This is a genomic window from Hydrogenophaga crocea, from assembly GCF_011388215.1.
GTDB lineage: Bacteria > Pseudomonadota > Gammaproteobacteria > Burkholderiales > Burkholderiaceae_C > Hydrogenophaga > Hydrogenophaga crocea.
This window is the reverse complement of record NZ_CP049989.1, coordinates 4,139,414-4,152,523: the sequence shown is the minus strand read 5'-3', so window position 1 is coordinate 4,152,523 and position 13,110 is coordinate 4,139,414. Positions and strand designations below refer to the sequence as shown.

At 72.5% G+C, this 13,110-nt stretch carries 12 protein-coding genes; 9 read left to right on the top strand and 3 right to left on the bottom strand.

The features are described from left to right. The first annotated feature begins 58 nt into the window (after window positions 1-58). From G9Q37_RS19745 to G9Q37_RS19720, 6 genes are all read left to right on the top strand, one after another. Window positions 59-1,453, top strand: coding sequence for an ATP-binding protein (locus G9Q37_RS19745; protein ID WP_166229992.1), 1,395 nt, complete (start codon window positions 59-61; stop codon window positions 1,451-1,453). Continuing rightward, the gene (locus G9Q37_RS19740; protein ID WP_240936440.1) at window positions 1,450-2,163 is read left to right on the top strand and encodes a response regulator; all 714 of its coding nucleotides are present in this window, start codon (window positions 1,450-1,452) and stop codon (window positions 2,161-2,163) included. The genes G9Q37_RS19745 and G9Q37_RS19740 overlap by 4 nt, the downstream gene beginning before the upstream one ends. A 99-nt stretch (window positions 2,164-2,262) precedes the next feature. After that, a complete protein-coding gene (locus G9Q37_RS19735; RefSeq protein ID WP_166229990.1) occupies window positions 2,263-3,027 on the top strand; it encodes an MlaE family ABC transporter permease in 765 nt (254 codons plus the stop codon). Between the two features lie 2 nt (window positions 3,028-3,029). Beyond that, window positions 3,030-3,818 carry an ABC transporter ATP-binding protein gene (locus tag G9Q37_RS19730; RefSeq protein ID WP_166229988.1) on the top strand — a complete coding sequence of 263 codons (789 nt, stop codon included), beginning with the start codon at window positions 3,030-3,032 and terminating at the stop codon, window positions 3,816-3,818. After that, window positions 3,815-4,795: an MlaD family protein gene (locus tag G9Q37_RS19725; RefSeq protein ID WP_166229986.1), complete on the top strand. Its 981-nt coding sequence runs from the start codon at window positions 3,815-3,817 to the stop codon at window positions 4,793-4,795. Before G9Q37_RS19730 ends, G9Q37_RS19725 begins: the two co-directional genes overlap by 4 nt. Further along, a complete protein-coding gene (locus G9Q37_RS19720) occupies window positions 4,792-5,436 on the top strand; it encodes a PqiC family protein (protein WP_166229985.1) in 645 nt (214 codons plus the stop codon). Before G9Q37_RS19725 ends, G9Q37_RS19720 begins: the two co-directional genes overlap by 4 nt. Before the next feature lie 5 nt (window positions 5,437-5,441). On the opposite strand, the gene G9Q37_RS19715 is transcribed toward G9Q37_RS19720, so the two are convergent. Beyond that, the gene (locus G9Q37_RS19715) at window positions 5,442-6,986 is read right to left on the bottom strand and encodes a methyl-accepting chemotaxis protein (protein WP_166229983.1); all 1,545 of its coding nucleotides are present in this window, start codon (window positions 6,984-6,986) and stop codon (window positions 5,442-5,444) included. Window positions 6,987-7,134: 148 nt separating this feature from the next. Between G9Q37_RS19715 and G9Q37_RS19710 the strand changes: the two genes are divergently transcribed. Next, window positions 7,135-7,596 (top strand): FecR family protein, encoded by a 462-nt coding sequence (locus tag G9Q37_RS19710; protein WP_166229981.1) that lies wholly within the window; start codon window positions 7,135-7,137, stop codon window positions 7,594-7,596. 12 nt (window positions 7,597-7,608) lie between these two features. Here the strand turns inward: G9Q37_RS19710 and G9Q37_RS19705 are convergent, their stop codons facing one another. After that, window positions 7,609-9,747: a CHASE2 domain-containing protein gene (locus tag G9Q37_RS19705; RefSeq protein WP_240936439.1), complete on the bottom strand. Its 2,139-nt coding sequence runs from the start codon at window positions 9,745-9,747 to the stop codon at window positions 7,609-7,611. A 107-nt stretch (window positions 9,748-9,854) separates the two neighbouring features. On the opposite strand from G9Q37_RS19705, the gene G9Q37_RS19700 reads away from it, so the two are divergent. Continuing rightward, window positions 9,855-10,475, top strand: coding sequence for an OmpA family protein (locus tag G9Q37_RS19700; RefSeq protein WP_166229979.1), 621 nt, complete (start codon window positions 9,855-9,857; stop codon window positions 10,473-10,475). Window positions 10,476-10,485: 10 nt separating this feature from the next. On the opposite strand, the gene glmS is transcribed toward G9Q37_RS19700, so the two are convergent. Continuing rightward, window positions 10,486-12,342, bottom strand: coding sequence for a glutamine--fructose-6-phosphate transaminase (isomerizing) (gene glmS, locus G9Q37_RS19695; protein WP_166229977.1), 1,857 nt, complete (start codon window positions 12,340-12,342; stop codon window positions 10,486-10,488). Between the two features lie 143 nt (window positions 12,343-12,485). Between glmS and G9Q37_RS19690 the strand changes: the two genes are divergently transcribed. Then, the gene (locus G9Q37_RS19690; RefSeq protein WP_166229975.1) at window positions 12,486-12,977 is read left to right on the top strand and encodes an Lrp/AsnC family transcriptional regulator; all 492 of its coding nucleotides are present in this window, start codon (window positions 12,486-12,488) and stop codon (window positions 12,975-12,977) included. Window positions 12,978-13,110: the final 133 nt, after the last annotated feature.

Here is a 13,110-nt window from a genome sequence, read left to right as displayed (position 1 = left end):
GGGCCAGCAGGGGGTATGGCTTGTCAGGTACACACGGGCGCGACGACCATAGCCCACCATGAGACTGAGCCTGACCGCGCGGCTGTTCACCGCGGTGCTAAGCACCGCGATCGCCGTGGCCTTTGCCATGGGCGTGTTCACGCACGTCAACCTCAACCGCGACTTCCTGGGCTTTCTGAACGAGCAGGAGATCAACCGCCTCGACCAGGCCACGCTGAGCGCGGCCCTGGCCTACCGCGAGAACGGCAACAGCTGGGACTTCACGCGCCTGCAGACGCACCTGGGCGGCTACCTGCTGCGCCGCGGCGTGCCCACCGAGCAGGCCGAGGCGCTCAAGCTCAGCCCGGCCGAGCTCATGGGCGCCACGCGCCGCATGACCCTGCTCGACGCCCAGCGCCGGCGCGTGTTCGGCTACCCCAACCCGTCGACCGACGCGATCGAGCGGCCGATCGAGGTCGACGGCCTCACCGTGGGCTGGATGCTGCTCACGCCGATCGACTCGGTGAGCTCGGGCGCCGAGAAGCGCTTCGCCGACGCGCAGCGCCGCTCGGCCTGGCTGGTGGGCGGCGCGGCCACGCTGCTCGCGGCGGCGGTGGCCTTCTGGGTCTCGCGCCGGCTGCTGCGGCCGGTGCGGCAGGTGGCCGAGGCCACGCACCGGCTCGCGGCCGGCGACTACGCGGCGCGCGTGCCGGTCGACGACCGCGCCGACCGCGAGGCCGACGAGGTCTCGCGCCTGGGCCACGACTTCAACCACCTCGCGCTCACCCTGCAGCGCAACGAGGCCGCGCGGCGCGAGTTCATGGCCGACGTGTCGCACGAGCTGCGCACGCCGCTGGGCGTGCTCAACGGCGAGCTCGAGGCGCTGCAGGACGGCGTGCGCACGCTCGACGCGCAGGCGCTGCGCTCGCTCAAGGGCGAGGTGGCCACGCTGCACAAGCTGGTCGACGACCTCTACGACCTCTCGCTGGCCGACGTGGGCGCGCTCTCGTACCGCAAGGCCGAGCTCGACCTGCGCGAGCTGCTCGCCGACGTGGCCGCGGCCTTCGGCGAGCGCCTGCAGGGCCGCTCGCTGCGGCTGGCGCTCGAGCTGCCGGTCACGCCGCTGCCGCTGTTCGGCGATGCCAGCCGGCTGCAGCAGCTGTTCGCCAACCTGCTGGAGAACAGTTGCCGCTACACCGACGAAGGCGGCGCGGTGCGGCTGGCCGCGCGCACCGAGGGCCGGCAGGTGGTGGTGGACGTGCAGGACAGCGCGCCCGGCGTGCCCGCCGACCAGTTGCCGCGCCTGTTCGAGCGCTTCTTCCGCGCCGAGCCCTCGCGCAGCCGGGCCAGCGGCGGTGCGGGCCTGGGGCTGTCGATCTGCCAGCGCATCGCGCAGGCGCACGACGGAACCATCAAGGCCCGGCCCTCGCCCCTGGGCGGGCTGTGGCTGCGCGTGGCGCTGCCCCTGCCATGAACGGCGTGTTGCTGCCCATGGACCCGGGCCCGGCGCGCGTGCTCGTGGTCGAGGACGAGCCCAAGATGTCGGCCCTGCTCGCCGACTACCTGCGCGCCGCGGGCCACGAGCCCGAGTGCATCACCGACGGCCGGCAGGTGCTCGCGGCCTGGACCGCGCGCCGCCACGACCTGGTGCTGCTCGACCTCATGCTGCCCGGCGTGGACGGGCTCACGCTGTGCACCGAGCTGCGCAAGCTCGGCAGCGTGCCCATCCTCATGCTCACCGCGCGCGCCGACGAAGCCGACCGCCTGCTCGGCCTGGAGATCGGCGCCGACGACTACATCACCAAGAACCCCTTCAGCCCGCGCGAGGTGATGGCGCGTGTGAAGGCCGCGCTGCGCCGCAGCCGCGCCATGAACGGGGCGCTGCAGGACCCGGGCGCGGCCGCGCTGCAGATCGACGCCGAGGCCTGGAGCGCGAGCTGGCGCGGCCATCCCATGGACCTCACGCCGATCGAGTTCCGCCTGCTGCGCGCGCTGGCCAGCCACCCGGGCCGGGTCTACAGTCGCATGCAGCTGCTCGACGCGCTGCACGGCGACGGCCGCGACGTGACCGAGCGCGCGGTGGACAGCCACATCAAGAACCTGCGCCGCAAGCTCGATCAGGCCGGCGCGGGCGCCGAGCGCATCGCCTCGGTCTACGGCATCGGATATCGCTACGAAATGTGAAGCGGGGCGGTCAAGGGTGCCCATTGGGCGCAGACCTGCCTAAGATGTGGCCATGACTGCCATACCTGCCGGGGCTTCGGGGCTTCGCGGGCGTCGCGCTTGAAGACGCCGCTGGCCCGCGCACGGCGCCCCGTGGCCTTTCTGGGCGAGGTGCTGCTGTCGGCCGCGGCCGCGGCGGGTGGCCAGCGCCGCTACCGCCCGCAAGACCTGGTGCGCGTGCTGGCCGACACCAGCGCGCGCGCCGTGCCCATCGTCTGCGTGGTGAACTTCCTCGTGGGCGCGATCCTGGCCTTCGTGGGTGCGGTGCAGCTGGCCAAGTTCGGCGCCGGCATCTTCGTCGCCGACCTCGTGGGCATCGCGCTCGCGCGCGAGATGGCGGCCATCATCACCGCGGTGGTCATCTCGGGCCGCACCGGCGCGGCCTTCGCGGCCGAACTCGCCACCATGCAGACCAACGAGGAGGTGGACGCGCTCGCCGTGCTGGGCCTGCCCGCCATGGACTTCCTGGTGCTGCCGCGCGTGGCCGCGCTGCTGGCGATGATGCCGCTGCTGTTCGTGTTCGCCTGCCTCGCGGGCCTGCTTGGCGGCATGGTGGTGTCGGCCGCCATGCTCGACATCTCGCCCGCGGCCTACCTGGCGCGCACCGCCGACGCGCTCAACTGGACCCACCTGGGCCTGGGCGCAGCCAAGTCGCTGGTGTTCGGCGCGCTGATCGGCATGGTGGGCTGCTACTGGGGCCTTTACGCGCAGCGCAACGCCGCGGGCGTGGGCCGCGCCACCACGGGGGCGGTGGTGACCAGCATCGTGGGCATCATCGTGATCGACGCGGTGTTCGCCTTGTGCGCCAACACGCTGGGGATCTGAGCATGCGGCTGGCCGTGCAAGACCTCGAGATGCGCTTCGGCGAACGCCTGATCCAGCGCGGCGTGTCCTTCGAGGTGCCCGCGGGCACGATCTTCGCGGTGATGGGCGGCAGCGGCTGCGGCAAGAGCACGCTGCTCAAGCACCTCGTGGGGCTGCTGCCGCCCGCGGCGGGCCGCGTGCTGCACGACGGCGAGGACTTCTGGGCCGCCGACGAGGCCGCGCGCCAGCGCCTGCGCGGCCGCTTCGGCATGCTGTTCCAGAGCGCGGCGCTGTGGTCGTCGATGACGCTGCTCGAGAACGTGTGCCTGGCGCTCGCGCAGCAGACCGCCCTCGAACCCGCGGCACAGGCCGAGCGCGCGCGCGAGGTGCTGGCCTGGGTCGGCCTGGCGGCCTTCGCCGACTACTTTCCGGGCGACCTCAGCGGCGGCATGAAAAAGCGCGCGGGCCTGGCGCGCGCGATCGCGGCCGAGCCGCCGCTGCTCTTTCTCGACGAACCCTCGGCCGGCCTGGACCCGATCAGCTCGCGCAAGCTCGACGAGCTGATCCTCGACATCCGCGAGCGCACCGGCACCGCCGTGGTGTTCGTGAGCCACGAGCTGCCCAGCCTGTTCGCGATCGCCGACGACGGCATCTTCCTCGACGCCGACAGCAAGACCCCGATCGCGCGCGGCTGCCCGCGCGAACTCGTGCGCCAGCGCGTGCATCCCACGGTGGACGCCTTCCTGCGGCGCGAGCTGCCGCCCGAGACCGCCGCGCCCGCCGCGGCCCCTGCTTCCGGAGACCCCGCATGAAACGCAACGCCCTGCTCATCGGCAGTTTCGTGGTCGCCGCCGGCTTCATCGTGCTGGCGGCGATCTTCTGGCTCGGTGGCGACGACTGGTTCGGCCGCCAGCAGAAGGCCACCGTGTTCTACGAGGACAACGTGAGCGGTCTCTCGGTGGGCGCGCCCGTGACCTTCCGCGGCGTGGCCATCGGCCAGGTCACCGAGATCGGCATCCGCGTGGACGGCGCCACGCTGCGCACCACGGTGCCGGTGGTGCTCAAGCTGCAATCGGCCGCGCTCAACCTGAGCGGCACCGACGCGCCGGCCGACATCCCTGCGCTGGTGCGGCGCGGCCTGCGCGCGCGGCTGGCTTCACAAAGCATCGTCACCGGGCAGAAGGCCGTGGAGCTCGACTTCGCGCCCGACACCGACGCGAAGCTGCACGGCGCCACGCGCCACCCCGAGATCCCCGCGATCCAGGACCGCTTCGGCCCGCTGATCGAGCAGGTGGCCGAGCTGCCGCTGCGCGAGACCGTGCGCGAGATGCGCGCCACGGTGGAAGAAATGCGCGCCACGCTGGTGTCGGTGCAGCAGACCCTGGGCGGCGTGCAGACCGCGATGGCCAGCGCCTCGGGCGAATTGCAGAAGACCGCGGTGGCCTCGCGCGAGACGCTGAGCGCGGCCACCGAGACCATCCGCGAACTGCAGGCGAGCTCGCGCACCACGCTGGCCTCGATCGACCGCCTTGCGCAAAGCACCGAGCAGACCGTGCGCGACGCGCGGCCCGAGTTGCAGGCCGCGCTGGAGGGCGCACGCGAGGCCTCGCAGTCGGCCCGGCTCGCCATGAACCGGCTGGCCGACCTGTCTTCGCCCGACGCGCCCCTGCGCGCCGATCTCGAGGCCGCGGTGCGCGACCTGTCGCAGGCCGCGCGCGGCCTGCGCTCGTTCAGCGAGCTGCTCGAAGAACAACCCAACGCCCTGATTTTCGGGAACCGACGCGAATGAACACGCCCCTGCCGCCCCTGCCCCGCCGCTTCGCCGCGCTCGCGCTCGCGGCCGCGGCCGCCGCCCTGCTCGGCGCCTGCGCGTCGGCGCCCGAGCGATCGCCCACGCTGATCACGCTGCCGGGTGCGCCCGGGCCCGCGGCGCCGGCCGCGGGCAACGGCGCCCTGCCCACGCTCGCGCTGGCGCGGCTGGAGCTGCCCGAGTACCTGGTGTCGCGCCGCGTGCGCTACCGCACCGACGGCAGCACCCTGGCCGAGTGGCCCGACACGTTCTGGGCCGAGCGCATCGAGGTGGGCATGGCGCGCGAGTTCGCCGCCGCGCTGCGCGCGCGCCTGCCGGGCTGGCGCGTGTGCGAATCGAATTGCGCCGAATGGGGGCCGGTGGCCACGCTGCGCGTATCGATCGAACGGCTCGACGCGGTGCGGCCCGAGCAGCGGCTGCGCGCGAGCGCGCGCATCGCGGTGACGCGCACCGCGCCGCGCGGCCTGAGCGAGCATGCGGTGGCGCACGAACTGCCGCTGGAGGCCGACACCCCGCAGGCCCAGGCGCGCGCCTACGCGGCGCTGCTGGCGCGGCTCGCGGCCGATGCCGCGGCGGTGATGCCGGGCGCGCCCGCGAACGGCACGCCCCCGGTGCGCTGAGCCCTTCAGCCGCGCGGCAGGCGGAACACCGAGACCGATTCCAGCATCTGCGCGGCCTGGCCGTTGAGGCTGGTCGCGGCGGCGGCGCTTTCTTCCACCAGCGCAGCGTTCTGCTGCGTGGCCTGGTCCATCTGCGTCACGGCCTCGCCCACCTGGGCCACGCCCGAGCTCTGTTCGCTGCTCGCGGCGCTGATCTCGCCCACGATGTCGGTGACGCGGCGGATGCTCGCCACCACCTCGGTCATGGTGCTGCCCGCGCGGTCGACCAGCGCCGAACCCTGCTCCACGCGCTCCACGCTGGCGCCGATCAGCTCCTTGATCTCCTTGGCCGCCTCGGCGCTGCGCTGCGCGAGGTTGCGCACCTCGCCGGCCACCACCGCGAAGCCGCGGCCCTGTTCACCGGCGCGCGCGGCTTCCACGGCGGCATTGAGCGCGAGGATGTTGGTCTGGAAGGCGATGCCGTCGATCACGCTCGTGATGTCGGCGATGCGGCGCGAACTGTCGTTGATGGTCTTCATGGTGTCGACCACCTGGGCCACCACCTCGCCGCCCTGCGCGGCCACGCTGGACGCGCTCATGGCGAGCTGGTTGGCCTGCTGCGCGTTCTCGGCGTTCAGGCGCACGGTGGAGCTGAGTTCTTCCATCGAGGCCGCGGTTTCTTCGAGCGCCGAGGCCTGCTGCTCGGTGCGCGCCGACAGGTCGTTGTTGCCCTGGGCGATCTGCGCGCTGGCCGTGGCCACGCCTTCGGCATTGCTGCGCACGCGCGAGACCACCTGCGCGAGCTTGTGCTGCATGCCTTGCAGGGCCTGCAGCAGCTGCGCGGCCTCGTCGCGGCCCTCGCTGTGGATGGCGGAGGTGAGGTCGCCGTCGGCGATTCGGCGCGCGCTCTCGGCGGCCCGCGCCAGCGGCACCGTGATGGAGCGGCTGAGCACGAAGGCCGCGGCCGCGCCGAGCAGCACGGCGATCACGCCGCCGGCGATCAGGATGGCACGGCCCTGGGCCGCGTTGGCGTGCGCGTCGGCCAGCGCCTCTTCGTAGGCGGCGCGCTGGAACTCCTCGAGTTTCTCGATCGACTGCAGGTAGGTCTCGGCCAGGGGGCGCAGGTCGCGCTGGAGTGCGGCGCTCACGTCTTCGCCGGCCATGCGGCGCTTGAGCAGCTCGGCGCGCGGCGTGCGGTAAGCCTCGCGCGCGGCGTCGATGACGGCGATCTGGTCCTTGCCCTGCGCCGAGGTGACGAGCTCGACCAGGCGCTTGCGCGAGGCCACCGTGAGCTCGGAGGTCTTGTCCATGCGGGCCTGCCATTCGGGCATGCGGCTGGTGTCGGAATCGAGCGCAGCGGCGCGCGTGCGCTCCCAGTTCAGGTCGATGGTCTGGCGCCACTGCATCGCCATGCGCAGCTTTTCGTTCTCCGTCGTGGCGAGTTGCTGGGTGGTCTGGGCCAGTTCCTGCAGGCGCCACACACCGATGCCGGCCATCAGGGCCGTGATGAGCAGGACGAGTCCGAAAGCGATGGCCAGGCGGTTGGCGACCTTGAGGTCATTGAGTTTCATGCGGGCAGGGGTCGGAGACACGAAAAGAAACGGACAGGCCTCGCGTATCGACCGCCCGCGGCTGCACTTGAATGGTGCGACCCCGAACGACCGTTCATGCCGCTTATCATTCCGCCCATCCATGGTCCGCCCCGCCCAACCCCTCGACATGCCGCCGACCCGCGCCGCCCTGACCGCCGCCGCGGCCCTGGCCTGGGCCGTGTTCGCGGGCCCCGCGCTGGCGCTCGACCGGCCCGCCGTGGGCCACGTGAAGACCGTCAAGGGCGAGGCCACGGTGAGCACCGACGGCCAGGTGGTGAGCGCCCGGCCCGGCACGCCGCTGCACGCGGGCAGTGTGCTGAGCACGCGCGGCGCATCGAGCATGGGCGTGGTGTTCGGCGACAACACGCTGATGTCCTTCGGGCCGAACACCGTGCTCACGGTGGACGAATACCTCTACGAGCCGGGCGCGGGCAAGCTGCGGCTGGGCACGCGCATCGGCAAGGGCACGCTCAACTACGTGTCGGGCGCGATCGCGCGGCTGCAGCCCGACGCGGTGACCGTGAAGACGCCCAGCGGCACCATCGGCGTGCGCGGCACGCAGTTCCTGCTCAAGGTCGAAGAAGACTGAGCCCGCGCGGGCTCACTTGGCGCTCAGCACGATGCGGTCGCCGCGTTCGCCGGCCGCGAGCCGCGCGGCGTGCAGGCGCACCAGCGGGTCGTGCGGCCACTGCGCCTGCAGCGCGCGCAGCCGCTCGGCCGCCTCGGCGTCGCGGCCCTCGCGCAGCGCCTCGAAAGCCGCCTGGTAGGCCGCGAGCGGGGCGCGTTCGCTGGCGTCGGTGTCGGTGACCGGCTCGAACACCGCCAGCGCCTCGGTCTTGCCCTTGAGCACCAGCCGGCCCACGGGCCGAGCGGGACACGGCGCGCAGGCCGACAGCGTGGTGCCCGACACGCACAGCAGCGTGCCGAACTGCTTGTTCACGCTCTCCAGCCGTGCGGCGGTGTTCACGGGGTCGCCGAGCGCGCGGTAGTCGAAGATCGTCTGCCCGCCGAAGTTGCCCACGATCACCTCGCCCGAGTGAACGCCCAGGCGCGTGAGGCCGAAGGCCACGCCGCGCGATTGCTGCTCGCGCGCGAAGCGGGTGGCGAAGCGGTGCATCTCGAGCGCGCAGTCGAGCGCGCGCTGCGCGTGGTCGGGCTGCACCACGGGGGCCGAGAACATGATGGCGAGCGCATCGCCCACGATGCGGTCGAGCGTGCCCTGGTGACGGAAGGCGATGGCGATCATGCCCTCGAGGTAGCGGTTGAGCAGGCCCACCGCGTCGGCCGGGTCGATGGCCTCCATGAGCGCGGTGAAGCCCGCGAGGTCGGTGAAGACGAAGCTGCAATGCTGGCGCTGGCCGCCGAGCTCGAGCTGGCCCGGGTGGCGCACGAGGTGGTCCACGCGGTTGGGCGAGACGTAGCGCGCAAAGGCCTGGCGCAGCCAGCGCTGGCGGCGCTCGCTCTGGAAATGGCGTGCCAGGCTCGCGAGCGCGTACGACAGCGCCCCCGCGATCGCGGGCGTGAAGCTGTCGAGCAGCAGGCCGTGCGCCGAGAAGGCCCGCCAGCCGCCCCAGAGCAGGCCCGACACCAGCAGCAGCGCGGCGGCCGCGGCCCACAGCGAGGGCACGAAGGCACCCACCCACACCAGCAGCACGCAGGCCAGCACCACCGCGATCGCCTCGGCCGCGATCGCCCAGCCCGGCCGCGTCAGGGTGTGGCCCGTGAGCACCTGCTCGATCGCCTGCGCGTGCGCCTCGACGCCGGGCATGAGCCGGCCCTGCGGGTTGAAGCGCAGGTCGAGCAGGCCCTGGGCCGAGCTGCCCACGAGCACGATGTGGCCGTCGAACAGCGCCGGGTCGGCCGTGCCCGCGAGCACCTGCCAGGCGGGCACATAGCGCTGCGGCTGCGCGTCGCTGTAATGCAGCCAGAGCTCGCCCTGCGCGTTGGTGGGGATGTGGAACGCGCCGATGCGCACCGCCTGCAGCGCGGGCGCAGCGCCTTCGGCGCGCTGCAGGATCACGTTGTCGATGCCCTGGGCCACACGCAGCAGCTCGGCCGCGAGACCGGGCGCGGGCTGGCCCTGCAGCAGCAGCGCCAGCGGCACGCGGCGCACCACGCCATCGGCGTCGGGCACGAAGGCCAGCGCGCCACTGCCTTGGGCCGCGGCCTCGAGCGCGGCCAGCGGGCGCACGGGCGCACCCAGCTCGGGCAGGCGCTGCGGCGCGGGCTCGCCGAGCCACACGTAGCGCACCCGGGCTTCGGGCGCGGGACCCGCGGGCGCGGCCGGCGCGTCGGCCTGCACCGCGAAGCCCAGCACCACGGGGTGGCGCGCGATGGACTCGGCGAACACGGTGTCGTGGTCGGGCAGGCGCTGCAGCTCGGCGCGCGCGGCGGCCGACAGCGGCCAGTCCTGCGCGGCGCGCTGCGGCGCGCTGCGGTCGGGCTCGGCGAACACCACGTCGAAGCCGATCGCGGCCGCGCCTTGCGCGCCCAGGCGGTCCGTCAGCGCCGCGAGCCGCGTGCGCGGCCAGGGCCACTGCCCCAGGCGCTGCAGGCTGGCCTCGTCGATGTCCACGATGCGCACCGGCACCGGCGTGTAGGGCCGCGGCTGCCAGCGCTGGTATTGGTCGAAGCCCTGGTGGCGCAAGGCCTGCAGCGCCAGCGGATCGACCAGCACCAGGCCCAGGCCGAGGCCGGCCGTGAGCAGCATCAGCAGCGCGGCGAGGGAACGCAGGGACAAGGGTTTCAAGGCGGCGGCAGGCGGCAGAACGGCTGCCCCCGAGGGTATCCGACCCGGGCGCCCGCCCGTGCGGCCGCAGGCGCCCGGCCTGTGGGACAGTTCGGGCCATGAACCGCCATGCCCTGCTTCGCCCCTTGCTCCTGCTGCCCCTGGCCGCCCTGCTCGCGGCCTGCGGCCCCACGCTGCCGCGCTCTTACGTGGTGCTGCTGCCCGACCGCGACGGCAAGGTGGGCCAGGTGGTGGTGACCGGCCCCCAGGGCCGGCAGGTGCTCACGCAGGCGGGCCAGGTGGCGGCGCTCGACGGCCGCGCGCCCGCGACCTCACCCACGCCCGCGCAGATCGAGGCCGACTTCGGCGCCGCGCGCGACGCGCTGCCCGCGGCGCCCGAACAGCACCTGCTGTACTTCGTGCTGGGCAGCACCCAGCTCACCGAGCCGGCCGAAGCGGCGCTGCAACAACTGATCGCGCAGCTGCGCGCGCGCCCGCCGCAGGCCCTGGCCACCACCGAGGTGGTGGTGAGCGGGCACACCGACACCATGGGCAGCGAGGCCGACAACCTCACGCTGTCGGCGCAGCGCGCCGCGCTGGTGGCCAGCCGCCTCAAGGCCTCGGGGCTGAGCTTCCTGTCGCTGCGGCAGGAAGCGCACGGCGAGAAGAACCTGCTCGTGCCCACGAAGGACGAAACCCCCGAGCCGCGCAACCGGCGGGTGGAGGTGACGGTGCGCTGAGGCGCCCGCCTCACTCCACCGTCACGCTCTTGGCCAGGTTCCGCGGCTTGTCCACGTCGGTGCCCTTGGCCAGGGCCGTGTGGTAGGCCAGCAGCTGCAGCGGCACCACGTGCAGGATGGGCGACAGCGCGCCGTAGTGCTCGGGCATGCGGATCACGTAGATGCCTTCGCTGCTGGTGATGCGGGTGTCGGCGTCGGCCAGCACGTAGAGCACGCCGCCGCGCGCACGCACCTCCTGCATGTTGCTCTTGAGCTTCTCCAGCAGCGCGTCGTTGGGCGCCACGGTGACCACGGGCATGGCCGCGGTGACGAGCGCGAGCGGGCCGTGCTTGAGCTCGCCGGCCGGGTAGGCCTCGGCGTGGATGTAGCTGATCTCCTTGAGCTTCAAGGCGCCTTCGAGCGCGATCGGGTAGTGCAGACCGCGGCCCAGGAACAGGGCGTTGTCCATGCGCGCGAAGTCTTCGGCCCAGCTGATCACCTGCGGCTCGAGCGCGAGCACGGCCTGCAGCGCCACGGGCAGGTGGCGCATGCTCTTGAGGTGCTCGGCTTCCTGTTCGTCGCTCAGGTGGCCACGCACCTGGGCCAGCGCCAGCGTGAGCAGGAACAGGCCCGCGAGCTGGGTGGTGAAGGCCTTGGTCGACGCGACACCGATCTCGACCCCCGCGCGCGTGATGTAGGCCAGCTCGCACTCGCGCACCATGGCGCTGGTGGACACGTTGCAGATGGTCAGCGTGTGCTTCATGCCCAGGCCCTGCGCGTGGCGCAGCGCGGCCAGGGTGTCGGCGGTCTCGCCGCTCTGGCTGATGGTGACGACCAGGGTGCGCGGGTCGGGCACGCTGGTGCGGTAGCGGTATTCGCTGGCCACCTCCACCTGGGTCGGGATGCGGGCGATGGCTTCGAGCCAGTACTTGGCGGTGCAGCCGCTGTAGTAGCTGGTGCCGCAGGCCAGGATCAGCACGCGGTCGATGTCCTTGAACACGCGGTAGGCGCCGTCGCCGAACAGCTCGGGCGTGACGCCGGCCACGCCTTCGAGCGTGTCGGCGATGGCGCGCGGCTGCTCGAAGATTTCCTTCTGCATGTAGTGGCGGTAGGGGCCGAGCTCGGCCGCGCCGCTGTGCGCATGCACGGTGCGCACCGGGCGCTGCGCGGCGCCGAGCGAACGGCCCTCGCCGTCGGCGATCCAGTAGCGGCCCATCTGCAGGTCCACCAGGTCGCCCTCTTCGAGGTAGACGATCTGGTCGGTCACGCCCGCGAGCGCCATCGCGTCGCTGGCGAGAAAGTGCTCGCCGCCCTCGGCGCCCACGCCCAGCACCAGCGGCGAGCCCGCGCGCGCGCCGACCACGCGGTGCGGCTCGTCCTTGTGGAACACGGCCAGCGCGTAGGCGCCGTGCAGTTGTTTCACCGCGGCCTGCAGGGCGGCGAACACGTCGCCGTCGTAGAGCGAGTCGATCAGGTGGGCGATCACCTCGGTGTCGGTCTGGCTCTCGAACACATAGCCCCGGGCCTGCAGCGCGGCGCGCAGCTCGTCGTGGTTCTCGATGATGCCGTTGTGCACCAGGGCCACGCGGCCCGCGCTGCCGCTGGCCGCGCCCGGGCCGTGGCTGAAGTGCGGGTGGGCGTTGTGCACCGCGGGCGCGCCGTGCGTGGCCCAGCGCGTGTGCGCGATGCCGGTTCCGCTGGCGATGCCCTCGGTCTGCACCTGCTGGCCCAGTTCGGCCACGCGCGCCACGCTGCGCGCGCGCTTCAAGCCGCCGCTGTGCACGGCCACGCCGCAGGAGTCATAGCCGCGGTACTCGAGCCGCTGCAGCCCCTGAACCAGCACGGGCACGATGTCGCGCCCCGAAACCCCTGCCACGATGCCGCACATGCAAGCCTCCGATGTCCGTTGTTGGAAAGTGGGGCGAATGCTAGAGAGCCATCCGTGAAATGAATGTGCGAAGTTGAACAGTTTTTGAACTTTTCTATCGCCCCCACGAATCATCGACGATTCGTTTCATTTACATTCGATTCATGGAAGATTTCGACATCGATGCCACCGACCTGCGGCTGCTGGAGTTGTTGCAGGACGACGCTGCGCAGAGCAACCAGGCCCTGGCCGAACGCGCCCACCTCTCGCCGCCCACCTGCCTGCGGCGCGTGAAGCGGCTGCGCGAGCGTGGGCTGATCGCGCGCGAGGTCGCCTTGCTCGACGCCGACCGCCTGGCCCCGCTGCTGGGCCACGGCCTGACGGCGCTGGTCGAAGTGAGCCTGGAGCGCCAGGGCGCCGAGGCGCTCGACGCCTTCGAGGCGCGCGCCGTGGCCGAGCCGCGCGTGCAGCAGTGCTACCGCGTGAGCCCGGGCCCCGATTTCGTGCTGGTGGTGCGCTGCAGCGACATGCCCGACTACCTCGCCCTCACCCAGCGCCTGTTCACGGGCGACGCCAACGTGCGCAACGTCAAAGGCTTCTTCAGCACGCGCTGCGCCAAGTTCGATCCGCGCCTGCCGCTGAAGCCGCCGATGTGACCGAATGGCTTAAATGCCCCCGGGGGTGTGCAGCAAAACGCACACTTGTGGCCCCGCCCCCCAATTGGGTGTTGACGCCGCGGCGCATGTGTAACAACCTTGCTACAAATTGCGCCCGCCCCCCGGCCGTGGC